Raw genomic sequence first — 18,290 nt, forward strand, 5'->3', positions numbered from 1 at the left:
CTACGGAGCTATGCTTCGTAATCAGATGCTCGGTAATTCAATTGCCGATGTAGTTCACGTGAATCAGGTGGTCAATTTTGTCTGATGATTGGCGGGAATCTGGATACACAGCCGAGCAGATTGCCAGTGCAATGTCCACCGACATCAACCTGGTTGCGCTGAAGGTGACGCACCTGGCAACACTTGGCTATAATCTGCACGCACTGGAACATAAGAGCAACTTTTTGAAATAACGTACCTTCGAGGAGCCTGGATTGGCTCCTCTTTTTGTTGCAAATTGTGCAGGCGGCGCTTGCATAATTATCAGCCTAACATCTGCATGTGGTAGAGCTTCACTTTTTCCTCGAACGGCAGTCCCGGATCTGTTTGTTGTAAAATAAAAATGTAGTTGCAAAAAGGACTTGCAAAAATTATTTTGTGTTAAAAAATCTTAGGTTTTTAAACAAATCATCTTTACCATCTTGAATTGATCAGAAACTGCCATACTGACCTTTGTGGATAGCTTTAAACTGTTTTTAGGGATGTAACGATAGTATGGTTCCTCCGTAATCACTTTCCCATTACCCCCGATTTTTGCTGCCAGTTCTTCCGCGGAATCCACATAAAAGAACATCTGTGCATCGGCATGGCCGACCTGTTTCATATATTTTTTCTTCATCATGGTCATGCCTCTTTTGTTCACTGTATCAAAAACAACTTCCATATTTCCAAATTGCCCAATCATACGCAGAAGGGCAATGACCTTATGTTCCTCAAAATAATGAAATAATCCGCCTGCAGTAACGAGAATAGGAGCATCAAGTACATCATTGCGAACTTTTTTGATCCAATCCTTTGCAAAGGCATCACCGGAAATATATAATTCCCTCTCTAGTTCGGGAAGAAGATCTCGCCGGTATTCGATCACATGCGGCAGATCCACGGCATACCAGTGTGCCTTTCCGTTATCACATCGGTGATAAGTTGTCTCCAGACCACAGCCCAGCTGGACAATCACACCGTCCGGTCTGCGTTCCAGAAAAGCCTGAATAATCCGATCCATATTAGCAGACCGGGAAGCAGAGGCCAAAAGGGTATCCTCCACGACTCCTAACTTGGACATAGCCAAACCTCCTGTTTTGATACATTACTTTCTGCCGACAAGCAGCCGGGAAGACCCCAGCATCATCATGGCAGCCCGACGGTGGGAGCCAAAAGCTTCCTGTGCAGTGTCAACGAGTCGTACTTCCTCATACCCCATATCTCGCAGTTTCTGCGCAAAACCTTCCATGTCACCGTACATCTTTGGTTTCATATCATCGTTGAGTGCAAAGACGCCGCCTTTTTTCAATACCCGCAGGCTTTCCAGCAGCATTTTCTGCATATCAGCACCCATAACATTATGATAGACATAGTTGCTGATGACTACATCAAAACTCTCATCAGGAAAATCCAGCTGCTTCGCATCACCGTGCTGAAATACACAGCGGGAAGCCACGCCCTCCCTGGCAGCATTCTTCTCGCAGAGTGCTTTGCTGTAATTATACACAGCGCCCCAGTAATCAACACCAATCACTTTTGCTTTCGGCCATGTCAGAGCTGAACGGATTGTCAATGCTCCGGAGCCGCAGCCTACTTCCAGAATCTTCCCTTCACCGTCATAGTCCAGATGAGAGAGAACAACTCGATGAACCTGTTCCATAATTCCGCCACCGCCAAAGGCATACTGCCGCCTGATCCATGTGATCCAGATCAGAAAAACCAAAATTGCGATTGTGATAACAGTAAACAGAACACCAAGAACAGCGACATGTAATACATAAAAAGAGAGGACAGCCAGCACAGCGGCCAAAACTCCGATTCCGCCAATGATGTAAAAGACAGGGTTGGACATCCAACTTCCATAGTCTTCTCCGTGGGTGCCAAGTCGGATATTTTCCTGCTTACCATGCTTCTTGTTCATTACATTTCCTCCTTCTTTACGCAAGTTTCCAATTCTGGCTTTCTGTCTGCAGTTTTACCATATGGGCATATACACCATTCTTTTCTTCCAGATCCTTTGGTGATCCTTCTTCTGCCACGGTGCCATCAGAAAGGACAACAATTTTATCTGCTCCTGCTACGGTACGCATCCTGTGGGCGATGACCAGAACCGTTTTATCTGCGATCAGACGGGAAAGGGCTGTCTGTATCAGAGTTTCATTCTCCACATCCAGAGAAGCAGTAGCTTCATCTAAAAGAATGATCGGCGCATTTTTCAGAAATGCACGGGCAATAGAGATACGCTGGCGCTCTCCTCCGGAAAGTTCACAGCCATTTTCCCCGATCTTGGTATGCCATCCATCCGGCAGTTTTTCCGCAAATTCATCCACATTGGCAAGTTTCGCAGCAGCAATGACCTGTTCATCTGTGGCGTCTTTGTTTCCGATTCGGATATTTTCCAGAATCGTATTGTCAAACAGTGTAACATCCTGGAATACGATGGAATACAGAGAAAGCAGTGTTTCCGGGTCAATTCGGGATACATCCATGCCTCCCACGGTAATCTTTCCTCTGTTAATATCCCAGAACCTTGCTGCAAGCCGGGATACGGTTGTTTTTCCGCCGCCAGATGGGCCAACCAAAGCCGTAACCTCTCCCTGTTTTGCCGTAAAGGAAACATCTTTCAATACGGTTTCTCCGGTATTGTAGGCAAACCCAACATGGTCAAAGACAATATCATACCCCTGATTGGAAAGCCTGTCGCTGCCCTGCTGGATCGGATGATCGAGAACTTCATTCATACGGGCAATGTTGGTTCGTGTACTGATGACTGCCGCAAGATTCTGGAGTGCGCCCTGCAGAGGGTCATATAAACGGGATACTACCAGAAGGAACATAAAGAATGTAAGCACGGAGAGGCTTCCTTGCATGAGCAGAACAGCTCCCACCAGCGCAACCGTTGCAAGACCAAGCTTCAGCACCAGTGACGCGGAAACCACAAAAGCAGCAAGACCAAATTCATTGAGGATGGAACGATGCTCCACGGCACGAATCTTCTTTTCCAGACCTTTTAAATATGCTTGCTCCGCATTGTTTGCTTTTAGGTCACGAACTGTTTCAATGCACTCCTGTATCCCGTCTGCACAGGCCATCTTCACATCCATGGCTTTCTGATTCAGATTTTCCTGAATTTTTGCGGAAAATCCTACAATCGCAAAGGCAACCGGCAGAACCCATAAGGCAGCCAGCGCCATTCTCCAGTCCGTAAAGAACAGACCAACGGAAATCAAGATCGTAGAAATGATTGAACCTGCAAGCTCAGGGATAAAATGTGAAAAACTCTGCTCTAGGAAGGTACAGTCCGCCATAATCGTACTGGTAAGATCGGCTAAATCCTTTTTCCCAAAAAAGGAAAGAGGGATTTTGCGCAGATGCTCTGCCAGAGTAATGCGGCGGATACCGCTTTCTTTGTAAGTGGCAAAATAGGTCGCATTATATTGAAAGAAAGTGGTCAGCAGAATCAGACCGATACACACCACGCAGCCTGCCACATAAAATGGAATTTTCCCACCGGGAACACCTCCGTTCATCAGATCGCTGACCATGTAATATAAAAGACCTACCGGAAACATCAAAGACAGATTCTGAAGGACACAGGCCAGGCAGCCTTTGATCAGGTCTTTTGCTCCCTGTTCAGACAGGGCATATTTTTTCTGCAGTTTTTTGATCATATCACTGCACCTCCTTTGTTACCTTCCATTGCACGGAAGTCTGGTAATTTTTCCACATACGGCTGAAAATGCCGTCTTTTGCAAGCAATTCACGGCTGTTGCCGCACTCGGCAACCTGTCCGTTGCAAATGACAAAAATCTGATCCACATTTGTTACGGTAGAAAGCCTGTGGGCAATCATAATCACGGTCTTTCCCTCGGAAAGTCTTGAGAAAGCAGCCTGTACGCGGCTTTCGTTATCCGGGTCAGCAAAGGCAGTAGCTTCATCCAGAATGATGATCGGTGCATTTTTCAGCATTACACGGGCAATGGCAATTCGCTGCTGCTCGCCGCCGGAAAGATAGACACCCTTTGTACCGATAACCGTGTCCACACCCTGTGGGAGTTTTTCCAGAATATCATCGCACTGTGCGTGATGAAGAGCAGTCAGAACTTCCTCACGGGTAGCTTCCGGTTTCCCCATACGCACATTTTCCAGAATGGACGCCTTGATCAGACGGCTGTTCTGAAATACGAAAGACACCGTATTCATGAGTTCCTCCTTCGGGATGTCTTTCACATTGACACCACCTATTGTTACCATTCCGCTCTGGGGATCAAAGAATCGGGAAATCAGGTTGGCAAGGGTTGTTTTACCACCGCCGGATGGACCGACAAAAGCTACGGTTCGTCCTTCAGGAATGGTCAGTGAAATATCTTTTAATACTTCTTTTTCTCCATCATAGCTGAAATGAACCGATTTCAGTTCCACGGAAGCGTTTTGCGGATGCATTGGGTGTTTGGTTTCCTCCAGAGGCTTCAAATGCAAAACGCTGTCAATTCTCTGTAAAGCGTCATCTACGATCATGGCATTTTCACTTTGGAACATGATGCGTGTCAGTGTAACAGAAATAACCGGCGTAATAATGATATAGAAAATGAGATCCAGTAAGAAACCGGAAGTCACACCGTCTTGTGTCAGCAACAGTCCTCCGGCGATCAGTGTGGCAAAAACTCCGTTGATCGCAGCTGTATAGAACATCATCGGTGTCCGAAGCTGCTTGGTATAGGCGATCACCCATACTTTATAGCGGTCAATGGAGTCTTTAAACTTCTTAAAGGAAAAGATCGTCTGACCAAAGGTTTTTACCACCGGAATACCGCGGACATACTCTACCGCTTCATTGGACATATCATCCAGCGCATTCTGGTATTCTTTCATCTTTTCCTGCATCTGCTTTCCGGTCATTGCCATCATAATCAGAAAGCCCAGCACAACCGGAACAAGGCTCAACAGTCCCAGTCTCCAGTCAAACACGAACAACAGCACCAAAAGACCGCAGGGGGTTGCAATGGCATTGGCTCTGTCGGGAAGCTGATGAGCGAGATAGGTTTCGGTGGCTGCACTGGATTCGTTGACGATTTTGCGCAGTTTTCCGCTGCCAAAACTCTCGGCAAATCCAAGAGGAAGCTTAACAATATGCTCCATGGTCTGGATACGCAGGTTTGTGGCAATACGAAATGCCCCTAAATGGGAACACATAAGCCCGGCTATGTAGACAAGCACCGCCAGGACAGCAAACAATACTGCCATCCAGCCATTGCCAGTCAGGTTCTGTGCCTGGCCAAAATCTGGTGCCACCTCCAGTACTTCCTTGATCATTTTCCAGATGTAATAGAATGGCACCAGAGCAATCAGGGCACTGATGGCAGAAAGCACCCAGGAAGCATAGGTCAGGTACTTATGGCTGCCTGCAATTTCCAACAGGCGTGATAAATTGGATTGTTTTTTCAAAAAAATTCCTCCTTTTCTTTGTGTTTATGATAAAGAGAACACGTCTATGTTCTTACAATATCCAAATTTAGGTTAGTTACGGCTAACTTACAAGCAAAAATTATAAGGCATTACTGCCCCATAATTTTCATCCATCCCGCTGTATAAAAGGCGCGCATTTCTCTGACGTAGTTTTCGGCATCTTTGAGCGGCATTTCGTGGATGATCAATTCAAAAAAAGTATGAAACATTCCGGTGATCAGAATATGCTCCAGCGAAGGATCGATATGCGGAGAGGGCCGTCCAAGCTGCCTTAAGACATCCTGATAGGCATGCGTCCCATCTACCTCAATCTCCACCATTTCATCAATTAGCCCGGCAAATTTTGTCCCTTCCGAACAGCAGAGGATCAGTTTACATTCCTCTAAATGTTCGTACGCATAATAGAGAATATCGTACATGCAGATTCCCGAAATATCACTCATGACTTCCGGCTGCTGGGCAGCTGGTAGTTCGGCGAACTCCTGCTGTGCCTTTATAAAACGGTTACGAATATATTCATAATGTTCACCAACGATGGCTTCAAAAAGTTCTTCTTTGCTTTTGTAATATCCGTAAAAGGCTCCGGTAGTCATTCCCACGGATTTCACAATATTCCGCAGGGAAGCGTCTTTATATCCTTTTTCTAAAAATTCTGCTTTCGCTGCCCGTTGGATATTTTCTAAAGTCGTTCCATTTCCGTTTATTTTGCACACCTCCTATATAACACTGATATATAACGCTGTTATAGTTATAATCTCTAAAAATTATTTTGTCAAGAGCAACAAGAAATAGTTGCATAAAAATAGCAATCCAAACAGCATTCTGCACTTTATTACTAATAAAATTTTTAAATACTGGTTTTGACAAAAGTTTCATTTTTTGTAACTATTCAGAACCAGCTTTACTCAAAGATGAAATCAGGGTGACCTGAGATTGCATTTTTGATTGCTTGGTAAGCATTATGTCCCCGCTTGTGTGCCGTGCCAATGTAGGACATGATTTTCAGATAATCTCTGGCACCTTCCTCAGTTCGGAAGCATCCAGATACTTTGGTCTTGACCTTTATCATCCGAAGATCACGTTCTGCCTGGTTGTTATCAAATGGGACATTGAAGTTATGGATAAAAAGGCAGACTGAGACCTTGTAATTCGCAAGGCGTTCTACAAGGGCAAGGATTTTCCCTTTTTTCTTCCGGCCACGTTTTTTTCTCCGTGGTTTCGGGAAGTGGATTTTCTTTCTGAGCCTGTTCGATAAGTTTATCATACTTTTTATCGAACTTATGATAGTGATAATAGCTCAGAAAGTCCTTACCTTTCTCTATAACTTTGTCTTTGACCTTTTTCATTTCCAGTAAAATGGACGGAGCGTAAGTCCTTCCAAGGAGGTTAAGAAAACTTCTGAATGGGTAAACATTGCATTCATGAAAAAAGGTTCTGACATTGAAGCACAGCTCCATGTCAGAACCCTTTTATTTCACAAATTATTTTTTGGGGTTGCGTCGCCCGCTGTTTTCCGAGCCACGCACTTCCTCATGGTAAAAGTAATCCACAATTACGGGGTGCCCAGGCTCTGCTCGTCCGTAGGGCAGCTCGTTATCCACGAAGGGACAGCTGTATTCTTTCGCTAGCCGTTCCGCTTGATCCTCCAAACCACAGAAGTAGCTTCTTTCTCCCTTGTTGTAGATAGCGTCGTACAGCGGAACCAAGTCAGGATATTTTTTACGTATATAGTCAAGGATGTCTTTTTTGAAGCCGCCTCGCAGGTTTAAATTTTCTAACCATATCAGGTCGCATTGATTTCTGACCTGATGGAAGATAGCCTCAAAATCCGTGATACCGGGAAAAACCGGAGCGATAAAGCACACAGTTCGGATACCTGCGTCATAAACCTGCTTCATGGCATCCAGCCGCCGCTTGATGCTGACGGCATTGTCCATATCGTTTTTGAAATCCTCGTCCAGCGTATTGATCGACCAGGAAATTGTGACCTTTCCCAGTTCTTTCAGAAGGTCGATATCACGGATTACCAAGCCTGACTTGGTACAGATGAGAATTTCCGCCTCGCTGCCCCGAAGCTGCTCAAGAAGCTTTCGGGTATTCTGAAACTGAGCCTCCTGGGGCAGATAGCCATCGGTCACAGAACCGATGACTACGCGCTGCCCTTTGTACTTTTGCGGATTTTTGATTGCCGGCCAATGCTTCACATCCAGGAATGTACCCCACGGTTCGGCGTGCCCGGTAAATCACTTCATAAACGAGGCGTAGCAGTATTTGCAGCTATGGGTACAGCCCACATAAGGATTGACGGAATAGCCGCCCACCGGCAGGGTGGATTTTGTCATAATATTTTTGGTTTCTACATCCTGAATCAGAATGCTACTATCTTTCACTTCCGCCATGTCTTCTGTTCCTCCAATACCCGGTAAAAAGCCGGGGGAAATTCTTGTACCATATGTGTTTCTCCCATGATAGGAAGTAGATCTTCCTTCATGAATACAGGGATGCCAAGCGCATGGGCCTGATGTGTCAGGTTCCACACCCATTCCGGTTTCGATACGGATTTGCCCTTCCTATGTCCGGTCTCAGTCCCAATGACGATCCACTCAATTCCGGTAAGGTCCACCATACCAACACCATCAAACATAGGTTCAAAGGTCACATGATAGTGTCCGCCATGGATATGCTCCCGCAAAGTCCGGATACGTTTTTTCTCTTTACTGGAGGTAACAGTTACACCAAACCAAGCATTCTCTAGGGTAGTGGAAAACACAATATCCTCCGGTCGCTTGGTCAAAAACAGATATTGGTGCTGCGAATTTTCAGTCATCTTGGCAAATATCTGTTCCCGCCACTCTGGCTTCCAGTGGGAAAAATCGCTCATGCCGGTGAGCAGAAAATTCTGTGGGCGCTTTTTCTCCATCAGCCGCAGCTTATTGGAAAAAAACTCTGGCTTTTCAAAGTCGTCGATCATGTGAAACCGGCGGACATTGTTTCTGGCGTAGCAGTAGCTGCAACCAATAGTACAGCCGATCACCAGATTCATGTTCTGAATACAGTCTTTAATACAAACAGCCACCGCTAACGCCTTCTTTCCGTTTTAAGATTTAGCCTTCTACCGCAGGCGCAACTTTCCCGAAGCCGTTCCAGGCATACAGCCCCTTCTTGTCCTCATCGCCCAGGAACTTGTCCACCTGACAGATGTGCAGGATATGGTCGCCAACTTCCACCGACTGCTGCAGAGTGGCCACCATCGCCAGACGAGTATCCACCGGAATCTGGATGTCACTGCCCTCCACAGCCATCATCTCGATGTTGTTGGCGGCCACCTTGTCGGTCTTGGCACCGGTAGACGCTCCGCAGGCCATCACCGACTGGGCAAGACTCTCGTCAGGAACGGTGACAATCACCTTTCCAGTCTCTCGTACCTGCTTACCGGTGTGGGACTGTTTTCCAGTGGCGAAGCCCACCATAGGCGGATTGAAGGAGAGGTAAGACACAAAGCAAATGGGAGCCAGGTTCGTAGAACCGTCCTCCTTTTTAGAGCAGATCAGTGTCAGCGGATTGGGGGAGGTCAGAACAGTAGCCTCCATAATATTCAGTTCTTTCATGTCATTCAGACCTTTCTAAGAAATTTCAGTCGTTGACTGCATGGCCAACTAGTGATATATTTATTATACCTGATAGCAATTTTTGTTCAAGTACGCAAATTATTTGTACCTGGTATCAAAAAATATACTGCAAAAGACGAGGAAAGATCCAATCATGACTTATGAAGAATTCAAAGAAAAGGTTGGCAGTGTCATTCTAACCGATGATGGAAACTGCCCGGTCACGCCGGTGGTTCAAATGCTGCAGGGCAAATGGAAACTCCAAATTCTCTATGAACTATGCATCAAGTGTCCCATGCGGTTTGGGGAACTGAAAAAAGTTCTCAAGCCCATCACCAACACAGCTCTGACCAACGCCCTGAAGGAGCTGGAAGCGGATGAATTGATCCAGCGCATCCAATATAATGAAATGCCCCTACGGGTGGAATACTCCCTCACCGAGAAAGGACGGGATCTGTTGCCTGTTTTTTATGCTATCTCTCAGTGGGGCATGAAATATATACCGTAACTCCAAATATAATGACGCCTTTTTAGAACAGGAAAGCCGGGAAGCATTGGCACTGAGCCCACTTCCCGGCTATTGTTTTTTTCATTGACAGCTGGAGTTTCATTGTCAATGGCGTTTGCTTTACATTATTTTACGGATAATATTTTATCACTTGACAAGCAAGGATGCAAACTGTGTTTTAAAACGACAAAGTTTCACCGTCGGCAGGGATCTTCACTCGAGAGAGAAGATTCTGTAATTCCAACTGCTCACTTAAAGAAGTGCGAGAAAGAGAAGCATGTGCCACATTATCCATATGACTGATAATAATATCGGCTTCTGGAGCGTGTGCGATTACTTGTGCCACATCTTCAGCATCCATAATCAGTCTGCCAAAATCAACAAGCTCCGCAGCACAAGCATTTAGTATGATAACATCAGGCTGAAACCGTCTCAAGTTTTCCTCTACCTGTTCATACCAAACGGTATCACCGGCAAGATAAAGTGTTTTTTCCTCTCCTTCCATCATAAACCCCATGGCAGAACCACAGGGAATCGTCACGCCATGTCGTGCCGGTACATTTGTCACGGTTATTTCTCCAATCGAAAGACCAGACTGCGGCAAGATTCTTACATCTTTAAATCCCGACCGAACAAAAACCTGCGCATCTTCGTCATTCTGTACCAGCACGGGTGTTTCCTTGTTTAACATATTCCCAACTGTTCCGTCCATCTCCATATCAATATGATCCGGATGGATATGAGTAACAATATAATAGTCCACATCTGCAAGAATTTCATCAACCGTTGTTGGAAGCGGACAGATGGGCATGGAAATGAATATTTTCTGAGAATCCGTCGTTTTAAAGGGAATGGATTCGGGAAGTCTGGCAAAGCAACCAAAACCGTCCTTGGGGGCGAGCCACGGATCGACTAAAAAAATCTTTCCCCCATAGTGAATTTTAATGGTTGCATTTCGTATCTGTCGAATTTGCATAATTTACCCTCCTGTTTGAATTTTAAATATCAAAATTGTATTCTTTACTCTGCCTCTAAGAGAAAAATGACCGGCCGAATTCCGTCTGGACAAGCGAACACGCCAATCGTATCATCATTCAGCCAAGTACCAGATGGCTGAACCAATTCCCCCAAGGATAACTGACGCGCCATGGGAGCAATCACCTGCCAGGCAACGCCACACATCCCATCCGGCGGATTGATGCCATCGCTGTATAATACTTGACCTTTCTGATGAAAAGGGCACATCCCCAAATTAGGAATTGCATACGGTTCTGCCAGTTCCTGATAGTATTCCGTGCGCAACACGGTGATTTTAACCTTCTTATGCATTAGCATCCCCTCTTTCAAATTGTTCCGCGTAACGGTAGAGGGATTTTCCATCGGCTGTACGAAGATAGCGGATGCCCAGCCCATTCGGTCCCAAGCGGAAGCGATCCAGCGCATCAGCATCCTTGAAGATGTGATACAGAAGAATGCCGCTCTTCTGTTCCGTCAATGCTGCCTCGCCCAAGACGTCATCCCTGTCGTGAAATGCCATGACCAGATAAACTCGGGTATCAAAAGACAGCGAATTTGTCTGACAATAGTCCCTGTAGTAATCTGCTGCTCGCTGGCCATGACCCACATCCAACCAGTCATCCTGGCGGCGGGAGTCATGGAAAACCGCGGCGGCACACAGTGCCTCCCGCTCTTTCTGGGATAAATCCATCTTGTCTGCGATCAGCAAAGTGAACAGCAATACCTGGCACAGTGTTCTTTAGTGTGTTTCTCGCTATCAGACAGCGAAAACTGTACTTCTTGTTCGAGAAAATGATACCATCTCTTATAGTCATTTTGAACTTGTTTCGGAATCGTCATGCCTCGCACGCCTCCCGGAGAGCAGGCAGCAGCTCATCCAGTCGCCCATCCAGTCCGAAGGACTTCTCTTTGATATTGTCCGCAATGTAGATCTCACCCAGATTGATGGTCACATAAGTGGCGTTTGGCTCGCTGGCCACCAGGCGCATTATCGGGGCCTTGATCAGCTGATTGCGCCAGCCAATGCCCAGCTCCAAAATCACCAGTTTCTTCCCGTGGTAGGTTTTCAGAAAGTTTTGGAACCGTGCCTGGGCAGCGGTATCCGGAATCATTCTCTGACCCGCACCCATGTGGATGTCCATGGGACCGCCGCACTTGGGACAGCGCGGCACCAATTCTGTAGGCACATGGCCGCTCTGTTCGGCAGCCGATAATTTTTCTGCCACCTCCAGACTAGGATAGATGGTGTCGTGGCAGGGGCGGGCACACTGCATAGTAAACCAGTTGCCCTCAATCTCATAGATTTTCGACGGATCGAAGCCACACAGTTCAAAGTGACCTTCTCCGTTTGATGTGACGACAAAGTAATCTTTCTCTCCCACAATGACCTTCAAATCGTTCATCACCGGCGTAGGCTGGTACTGCCCGCAGTAATGATGGATGAGTCGGGCCCAGAAGGCCCATTTTTCCTCCTCGCTGGGCCATCCAGCCATCATGCCCTGCAAAATACACCCAAGGCCATATTTCCGTTTAAAATCCCCAAACAGTCTTTCAAAGGCCGCATTGTCCGCAAACAAATGCAGTCCTTCGGTGATGGACAGTCCGTTACTGGCCCCGATCAAGATAGCGTCCGCTTCTCTGAATTTTTTCGCAATAGGGTTCCAATCAATCATATTCGTTCGCCCCTTTCTATTTTATGTTTGCTGCGATGGAGCGCTCCTGCCGGAGGGCAGCTAGAGTTTCCGCCAAATCTCCTTGCAGATACAGGCTGCGTCCCCGCAAATGCTCTGGCCTATGAGATGACTCTCGATTAAGACATGCATAAAAGATGTTTTCGTTTTTGGCAGTAAGTTCCCAGAAGGGCAGTTTGATGATACTGGGCGTCATCTCACCCACGCCAAGTTCCAACAGCAGGACTTTTTTGTCGGACTGATCCATTATCCAGCGTCGCAGGAATCTATGGTAGCGGTGCAGGTTATCCTGCCAGAAGGTTCCCTCCAGAAAGGTATCATCTCGTACCCAAGGCACCAGCACCCGCCCGCAATCCGGGCAACGAGGAACAGCTTCCTCCGGCAGGCGCACACCCACCAAGCGACCGGTCAGTTCCTTTACCAGTTCGCGGTTTTTCCAAATATCATCCCGACAGGGCTGGCTGCACTGGCAGTAGCTAAAGTCTCCCTGAAAGGCGCAGATTTGTTCCTGGGGAAATACCCGAAAAAACTGCTGATCGACATTAGTGGTCAGCACAAAGACCGGTTTATCTGCAATAATTGCTTGCAGATCCAGATAGGGCTTCCCCGTAGGGGCTTCCCATATGAAGCGCATATATTGGCTGTAATACCCCCACTGCTCCCCATAGCTGGAAAAACAATGGTAGAATCCAGCCAGCGGGGAGGTAAAGCCATACTGTTCACGAAAGGAAGCCAATGCCTCCGAAAGTGCCGGGGACCAATGGTAGTGGTCGTATCCAGCTGCGCTTGACAGGCCGGAACCGCCGCCGATCACGATGGCATCTGCCTGATCGATACGCTCGGCAAGTTCCTGAAGCGCCGCTTGGTTTCCAACCCTCATTGATCGTTATCTCCGCTTTCCATGGTGTTCCGTGCATCCCGCAGCACTTGAGCAATGTCGGCCACAATGGTCATGCCCTTATTCTCCAACTGCTTGGGCAGGAAGTCATATTTGTCGTTGATAGCAATATATCGAGCATGGGGAAAGCTGAGGGTCAGGTTCCAGAAAGGCTCCTGGATAAACATGGGAGTCATTCGGCCAACGCCCAACTCCAGGAACAGAATTTTGCTGTCTTTGTGTTCCAGTACATAGCGAGAAATTTTTTCGTACTGTTCTTCATATTTCTTTCCTTGCAGGAAATTCCCATATCCTCGCACCCAGGGGAAAGCCTCACCGCCGCAGTGCGGACACCGGGGAATGAGATCGGTGGGAATCTTCGTGCCATCCCCCATAGCGGCCACCATATCAGCCACTGGCTTTACCGCATCCCAAGTGTCATCGGTACAGCAGGCGGCACACTGGAAGAACCGGTGATCTCCCTGGATCTCCGCCACCTTCTCCTCCGGGTAGAGTTTGACAAACTGGGTATCCTGATTGGTAGTGAGGATGAAGAAGTCCTTGCCTTTCAACAAAGCGTCTAGATCCAGATAGGGATGACGCACAGGTGCGGTCTGGGTGGTGTGAAGGAAGGTGGCAAGATACCCCCAATACTCTTCCCGGGTCTCCCAGGGGTGCATCATCCCTGCAAAAGCACCTTTGAAGTGGTACTTCTCCACAAAAGGCCGGAAGTATTTCCGGTAGGAGTCGTTGTCCTCGTAGTAAAAGTCTCCGCCACCGGCAGCGGACAGGCCGGAGGCTCCGCCCACTACCACACAGTCAGCTTCCTTTACCTCCTGTACCAACCGATTGATCTGTTCGCTATACGGCAGCGGCTTTTTGTCAGTCAGCTTATAAGGCGTACTGCCGGAAGCATAGATATGATAGTACTTGGAATAATTCATCTGGGCCTGCATGACCAAATCATCATAGAAGTTCATTGTCATCATTCCTTTCGAGTGGGTGTTATTTTTATTCTTACTTCAAATCATTTTAGCATCCTCTTGCGCTGCTGTCAATATGCTGTTATAATAAAAATAACATCAAAGAAAAAAAGGAGATCAGTCCATGAAATATCCCACCCGCCTTAGCGATGCCGTTCATATTTTAGCCTTTATCGCTCTGTACCCAGACTGCGACCTGACTAGCAACAAACTGGCAGAAAGCGTTCAAACCAATCCTGCCTATGTACGCCAGCTCATGTCCGCCTTGCGGAAAGGAGGGCTGCTGGTCAGCGTGAAGGGACATCCCCGGCCTGCCCTGGCTCGTGAGCCGGAGAAAATCACTCTGCTGGATGCCTATCGGGCAGTGGAGGGCAACAAGCCCCTGCTCCACCAGGACATCCATACCAATCCAGCCTGTGGCGTGGGTGTAAATATCCAACTGGTGCTGCGGGATTTTTACTTGGACATTCAAAAAACAGCGGAACAAAAAATGCAGGAAATCACGCTGAAAGATGTGCTGGAACAATATCACATGAAGTTGGAAGGGATGCCCTTGCAGCGTTTATGACGGATTGATTTTCAGAAACTCTTCCATTTGGGACAAAAATTCTTCTGAACGGGAAATACAAGACCTCCTTGCGGTACTATACTGAGAACCGGAGAGACCTATACCCTGTATGGGTATTCCGCTTTTCAGAAAAGGAGGTTTCAAATATGCAGGAAAAGTACAATGTCACAGGCATGACTTCTGAGAATTTATTAGTTTACAAAACTGGAATTTGGCTATTTCGTTGCAACAATACTTATCCAATGATTTTTTGCATTTGAATACGTTTTGATCTCTGTAAAACCCGCTTCTTTCAAAGCGGCAACAAGTTGTTTAGATGTGTAAATCTTCATACCATTGATCATCTTTGTCCATTTTTCATCTGCGCCATTCGTTCCGTCACTCTCGTTACAAATCAGGAATATGCCTTCGCTTTTCAGCACACGGTTGACCTCGGAAAAGCATTTTACTAATCCTGGCCAAAAGTAAACTGTTTCGAAGGCAGAAACATAATCAAAAGTCGCGTCAGAAAAGGGTATAGCAGATACATCTCCTTGAACTACATTACATTTCCCTTGTTTAATGGCGAGGGCGTTCAACTTTTGAGATTCTGCCACACTAACCTCAGAATAATCCATTCCTGTCACGTGGCCACTTCTACATCTATCAAGCCAGACCGCAATATTTGCTCCGCCGCCACAGCCGATGTCCAAAACTTCAGCATCAGACTTCGCGGAGATATTTGAGAATCCCCATTGCGATAATTTGGCGTGACCGCTGTTCATCATCTTCGTCATCAATTTTCCGCCGAAGCCTTGTGGCTTACGGGTATTTTCAAAAAATCTCATTACAGAATTCCTCCTCCACAAATACCAGTTTTCTTAATTCGACAAACCGGTATTGCTCAATCGTTTTTCTCCGTTAGGAGAATATACAATCCATGCATGATGGAACCACCCTGCAATGCGGTATAAACATATCTGCTGACAGCATCCCATGCTTCGCCACAGAACTTTCCGTTCATCAGATGATAAAAATCATCCTGTTGCGGTGTCCTTTTCAAAAGAAAAGTATCTCCTGTCTTAAAACATGGACATGGTCCTGATTTTGGATCTGCCAGGTATTTTTCCTGCAGTTCAGGGAATACCTTTGTTTCCAGAACTGTTATTCTGCATTCATGCTGCATAGACTCACCTCCGTCTTATATTTCTCGCTTCACATAGGTCAGCTCTACATCGTAACCAAGCTTTTCTAACATCTGCAGGAATGTGTTATTTACAATTCCGTCTTTCTTTTTTATCAGGCGATTTACATAGGACGGCGTGGTTCCAACTTCTTCAGCCAGTTTTGCCTGCGTGGTCGCAGCTTCTATACATTTTACCTTTACATCGACCTCTATATTATTCTTCAGCATACTCCACCTCGTTTGTTTTCTAGTTGAAATATATTTCACTGTAAGTGCAATTTATTATAACGCAGAAATTGTTCTCTTTCAATTGTCGTTCCGCATTGTTTACAGTCCGAATTTTGAACGATTTTTTTAGAATCCACGCTTCTGCAAGCAGAGGGGCTGTGAAAAAACATAGCCTATAAAAAAGAAGGACCAAGGATTCATAATGAATCCAAGGTCCTCTTTTTGTGTTAAAATTAATCTGCAATGAAAAAAATAACATGCACTTATTCTAAACCCAAGCAGGCAGTTTTGCCAATACTAATTCAAGATTATCTGGCCATTTGTGATCCGGTGCTGACATTTGATCGATTTATGGGAGAAATCGATTTGGAGAAATACCTGAAGGAAATCCCGAAACATGAGGTGGGAAGACTTCGGTATAACCCGGTCAGTATGCTGAAAACAATCCTGTTCGGATTTATGACAAATGGATATATCTCTCTTCGTAAGCTGGAAGACAGCTGCAAAGTGAATCTAAGGTTCATGTATCTGATGGATCATAAAGTCCCATCCTATCGGACTTTTGGATATTTTATCAATGAGATACTCAGCGATTCTATTGAGAAACTATTCTGTGATATCAATCAAAAAATTTTGAGAAAGAACATACGGACCTGCAACATTTATATATTGACGATTCTAAGTTTGAAGCCAACGCAAACAAGTATTCCTGGGTATGGAAGAAAGCGACTGAAAAATCCAGATACCGCCTGTTTGAGAAGATCACTTCCCTGTTTCAGGAAATTAATTTTGAGCTTCAATACACGGGGATAAAGTTTAGTATTAATACGGAATACTCGCCAGAATACTTAAAGGAAGCCGCATCGAAATACGTAGAAATCTGGCAGTTGGATGAAACAACGTTTGTCGCTGGTAAAGGACATCGAAAGTCCGTCCAGCAGCGCCATTATGAAAAACTTAAGGAATATCTGTCAAAGCTGAATGAAAGTCAACAAATTTATGGGGTAAGGGGGAAATGCGCTTTTAGAGACTACTTCGTTTATAATTTTTTAGTCTAAAAGAGCGTGTAAAAAATGATTTCTCATTTTTTCACACGCCCTTATATTGGCAGCAACACGCAGTCCTTAGCCGAGCGCGGAGCTTCCGCTATCCGGGTTTGGACGCCAGCCGTCCATGAGCTTGTCATTCTCCATGATAAAGGGAGTCGCCGTATCCTGTCCCCATGAGGTGTCATATTTTCCCATAAGATAATCGCTCAGTGCCGTTCGGTTCGCAAATCGCAGCAGCCGGTACGGCTCCTGAAAGGCAACTTTTTCTACAAAGTACAGCGTCCCGTCCTCCGCCGTCAAAAGTACGCCAACATGCCCGACAAACAGCAGAGATTCCTCCTCAGTCGGCTTATCATGGAAGAATACCGTGATAAGGCGGATCCTTTCATTCTCCTGAAAAGTAACGCCGCGGGATGCCCATTCTTCTTGTACAGTTTGCACATGGCGCGGTATTTCCGTGGTATTATTCGCCTTCATAGAGGAATACAGTGCGCGGAAATCCGCAAGGCTGCTTCCTCCCAACGCAGAGGGATCTGTTTTCAGCGTCTCCTCGTCCACAAACAGCACATCTTCACCGGCATTGATTTGAGAGTCTGCGCTCACAGAGAGGAAATCCCCAAACAGGCTCATGGCGGTGATCCGGCAGTTATAGCCCGGAAACGTCCCGTTCTTCGCCGTCCATTCGTCCTGCATGGTATAAGGGTCGTATTTCGTATACAGCAGCTCCGCTTCCTCAAAGCCATCCGTAAGCCATTCCTGCTTCACGATGTCATTAAAGTGATCCAAACGGCGGAAAAAGCCCTGAATACGCCCATCTGACACGCCTGCGTCGGAGAGCAGCTCCTGCAAAAGCTCCCTCGAACCACTGTCGTTCAAGTTCGTGTATTCAATTTTTTCCAATGCCGGACGCTGCTCGGCTGCGCCGCAGCCTGCAAGTACGGCGGCAATAAGCACAACACATATAATAAAAGTGATTTCCCATCGTGATCTCATAGTTCTAATCCATCCTTTCTTTGGCGATTGCTCGATTTGCTGAGGTTATTATAGCACCGGATCATAAATCTTATGTTAAGATATACAAAGTGTTGCGGCTTTTGCAGCAAGCAACT

23 protein-coding genes and 1 pseudogene are annotated in these 18,290 nt (G+C 46.3%); 5 read left to right on the plus strand and 19 right to left on the minus strand.

Annotation, left to right across the window (positions count from 1 at the left end; translation table 11 throughout):
- The first annotated feature begins 77 nt into the window (after nt 1–77).
- Nucleotides 78–233 carry a hypothetical protein gene (locus DXB18_RS05460; RefSeq protein ID WP_243103191.1) on the plus strand — a complete coding sequence of 52 codons (156 nt, stop codon included), beginning with the start codon at nt 78–80 and terminating at the stop codon, nt 231–233.
- A 197-nt stretch (nt 234–430) separates the two neighbouring features.
- Here DXB18_RS05460 and DXB18_RS05465 read toward each other — a convergent pair whose 3' ends face one another.
- From DXB18_RS05465 to DXB18_RS05485, 5 genes are all read right to left on the minus strand, one after another.
- Nucleotides 431–1,102 carry a class I SAM-dependent methyltransferase gene (locus DXB18_RS05465; RefSeq protein WP_118706477.1) on the minus strand — a complete coding sequence of 224 codons (672 nt, stop codon included), beginning with the start codon at nt 1,100–1,102 and terminating at the stop codon, nt 431–433.
- A gap of 24 nt (nt 1,103–1,126) precedes the next feature.
- Entirely contained in the window at nt 1,127–1,942 is an 816-nt protein-coding gene (locus tag DXB18_RS05470) for a class I SAM-dependent methyltransferase (protein ID WP_118706479.1), read from the minus strand.
- 16 nt (nt 1,943–1,958) lie between these two features.
- On the minus strand, nt 1,959–3,692 hold the full coding sequence (locus DXB18_RS05475) for an ABC transporter ATP-binding protein (protein ID WP_118706481.1): 1,734 nt from the start codon (nt 3,690–3,692) through the stop codon (nt 1,959–1,961).
- Nucleotide 3,693: 1 nt separating this feature from the next.
- Nucleotides 3,694–5,466, minus strand: coding sequence for an ABC transporter ATP-binding protein (locus DXB18_RS05480; RefSeq protein WP_118706483.1), 1,773 nt, complete (start codon nt 5,464–5,466; stop codon nt 3,694–3,696).
- 110 nt (nt 5,467–5,576) lie between these two features.
- Nucleotides 5,577–6,191 (minus strand): TetR/AcrR family transcriptional regulator, encoded by a 615-nt coding sequence (locus DXB18_RS05485; RefSeq protein ID WP_347560859.1) that lies wholly within the window; start codon nt 6,189–6,191, stop codon nt 5,577–5,579.
- 245 nt (nt 6,192–6,436) lie between these two features.
- On the opposite strand from DXB18_RS05485, the gene DXB18_RS16520 reads away from it, so the two are divergent.
- Nucleotides 6,437–6,625 carry a hypothetical protein gene (locus DXB18_RS16520; protein WP_243103199.1) on the plus strand — a complete coding sequence of 63 codons (189 nt, stop codon included), beginning with the start codon at nt 6,437–6,439 and terminating at the stop codon, nt 6,623–6,625.
- Here the strand turns inward: DXB18_RS16520 and DXB18_RS16525 are convergent.
- From DXB18_RS16525 to DXB18_RS05510, 4 genes and pseudogenes are all read right to left on the minus strand, one after another.
- The gene (locus tag DXB18_RS16525; RefSeq protein WP_243035135.1) at nt 6,603–6,833 is read right to left on the minus strand and encodes a hypothetical protein; all 231 of its coding nucleotides are present in this window, start codon (nt 6,831–6,833) and stop codon (nt 6,603–6,605) included. The genes DXB18_RS16520 and DXB18_RS16525 overlap by 23 nt on opposite strands.
- A 135-nt stretch (nt 6,834–6,968) precedes the next feature.
- Nucleotides 6,969–7,886: pseudogene (locus DXB18_RS05500) on the minus strand (radical SAM mobile pair protein B).
- Nucleotides 7,874–8,563 (minus strand): radical SAM mobile pair protein A, encoded by a 690-nt coding sequence (locus DXB18_RS05505; protein ID WP_118706489.1) that lies wholly within the window; start codon nt 8,561–8,563, stop codon nt 7,874–7,876. The pseudogene DXB18_RS05500 and the gene DXB18_RS05505 overlap by 13 nt, the downstream one beginning before the upstream one ends.
- A 28-nt stretch (nt 8,564–8,591) precedes the next feature.
- Nucleotides 8,592–9,095 carry a flavin reductase family protein gene (locus DXB18_RS05510; protein ID WP_118706491.1) on the minus strand — a complete coding sequence of 168 codons (504 nt, stop codon included), beginning with the start codon at nt 9,093–9,095 and terminating at the stop codon, nt 8,592–8,594.
- A 154-nt stretch (nt 9,096–9,249) separates the two neighbouring features.
- Here DXB18_RS05510 and DXB18_RS05515 point away from each other — a divergent pair, with 154 nt between their 5' ends.
- Nucleotides 9,250–9,603 carry a helix-turn-helix domain-containing protein gene (locus DXB18_RS05515; protein ID WP_117800764.1) on the plus strand — a complete coding sequence of 118 codons (354 nt, stop codon included), beginning with the start codon at nt 9,250–9,252 and terminating at the stop codon, nt 9,601–9,603.
- Between the two features lie 178 nt (nt 9,604–9,781).
- Here the strand turns inward: DXB18_RS05515 and DXB18_RS05520 are convergent, their stop codons facing one another.
- The 6 genes from DXB18_RS05520 to DXB18_RS05545 all read right to left on the minus strand — a co-directional run bounded on the left by DXB18_RS05520 (nt 9,782) and on the right by DXB18_RS05545 (nt 14,168).
- Nucleotides 9,782–10,579, minus strand: coding sequence for an MBL fold metallo-hydrolase (locus tag DXB18_RS05520; protein ID WP_118706493.1), 798 nt, complete (start codon nt 10,577–10,579; stop codon nt 9,782–9,784).
- Nucleotides 10,580–10,623: 44 nt separating this feature from the next.
- Complete coding sequence (locus DXB18_RS05525) at nt 10,624–10,932, minus strand: TIGR04076 family protein (protein WP_182430484.1); 309 nt, start codon at nt 10,930–10,932, stop codon at nt 10,624–10,626.
- Nucleotides 10,925–11,341 (minus strand): hypothetical protein, encoded by a 417-nt coding sequence (locus DXB18_RS05530; RefSeq protein ID WP_207665765.1) that lies wholly within the window; start codon nt 11,339–11,341, stop codon nt 10,925–10,927. Before DXB18_RS05530 ends, DXB18_RS05525 begins: the two co-directional genes overlap by 8 nt.
- 115 nt (nt 11,342–11,456) lie before the next feature.
- Complete coding sequence (locus tag DXB18_RS05535) at nt 11,457–12,242, minus strand: NAD-dependent protein deacetylase, SIR2 family (RefSeq protein ID WP_347560856.1); 786 nt, start codon at nt 12,240–12,242, stop codon at nt 11,457–11,459.
- Between the two features lie 67 nt (nt 12,243–12,309).
- Complete coding sequence (locus tag DXB18_RS05540) at nt 12,310–13,191, minus strand: NAD-dependent protein deacetylase, SIR2 family (RefSeq protein ID WP_118706499.1); 882 nt, start codon at nt 13,189–13,191, stop codon at nt 12,310–12,312.
- On the minus strand, nt 13,188–14,168 hold the full coding sequence (locus DXB18_RS05545) for an NAD-dependent protein deacetylase (protein WP_182430485.1): 981 nt from the start codon (nt 14,166–14,168) through the stop codon (nt 13,188–13,190). The genes DXB18_RS05540 and DXB18_RS05545 overlap by 4 nt, the downstream gene beginning before the upstream one ends.
- 127 nt (nt 14,169–14,295) lie before the next feature.
- Here DXB18_RS05545 and DXB18_RS05550 point away from each other — a divergent pair, with 127 nt between their 5' ends.
- Nucleotides 14,296–14,739, plus strand: a complete 444-nt coding sequence (locus tag DXB18_RS05550; protein ID WP_117552916.1) for an Rrf2 family transcriptional regulator — start codon at nt 14,296–14,298, stop codon at nt 14,737–14,739.
- Between the two features lie 215 nt (nt 14,740–14,954).
- On the opposite strand, the gene DXB18_RS05555 is transcribed toward DXB18_RS05550, so the two are convergent.
- The 3 genes from DXB18_RS05555 to DXB18_RS05565 are packed head-to-tail and all read right to left on the minus strand — an operon-like array spanning nt 14,955 to nt 16,132.
- Nucleotides 14,955–15,566, minus strand: a complete 612-nt coding sequence (locus DXB18_RS05555) for a class I SAM-dependent methyltransferase (RefSeq protein ID WP_118540139.1) — start codon at nt 15,564–15,566, stop codon at nt 14,955–14,957.
- Nucleotides 15,567–15,622: 56 nt separating this feature from the next.
- Nucleotides 15,623–15,904, minus strand: a complete 282-nt coding sequence (locus DXB18_RS05560) for a TIGR04076 family protein (RefSeq protein ID WP_118540140.1) — start codon at nt 15,902–15,904, stop codon at nt 15,623–15,625.
- 15 nt (nt 15,905–15,919) lie between these two features.
- The gene (locus DXB18_RS05565; protein WP_114000404.1) at nt 15,920–16,132 is read right to left on the minus strand and encodes a helix-turn-helix transcriptional regulator; all 213 of its coding nucleotides are present in this window, start codon (nt 16,130–16,132) and stop codon (nt 15,920–15,922) included.
- 459 nt (nt 16,133–16,591) lie between these two features.
- On the opposite strand from DXB18_RS05565, the gene DXB18_RS16530 reads away from it, so the two are divergent.
- A complete protein-coding gene (locus DXB18_RS16530) occupies nt 16,592–16,945 on the plus strand; it encodes a transposase (RefSeq protein ID WP_243035149.1) in 354 nt (117 codons plus the stop codon).
- A 311-nt stretch (nt 16,946–17,256) separates the two neighbouring features.
- On the opposite strand, the gene DXB18_RS05575 is transcribed toward DXB18_RS16530, so the two are convergent.
- A complete protein-coding gene (locus DXB18_RS05575) occupies nt 17,257–18,174 on the minus strand; it encodes a DUF4300 family protein (protein ID WP_243035136.1) in 918 nt (305 codons plus the stop codon).
- Nucleotides 18,175–18,290 lie beyond the last annotated feature (116 nt).

The organism is Clostridium sp. OM02-18AC, assembly GCF_003481825.1.
Classification (GTDB): domain Bacteria; phylum Bacillota; class Clostridia; order Lachnospirales; family Lachnospiraceae; genus Brotaphodocola.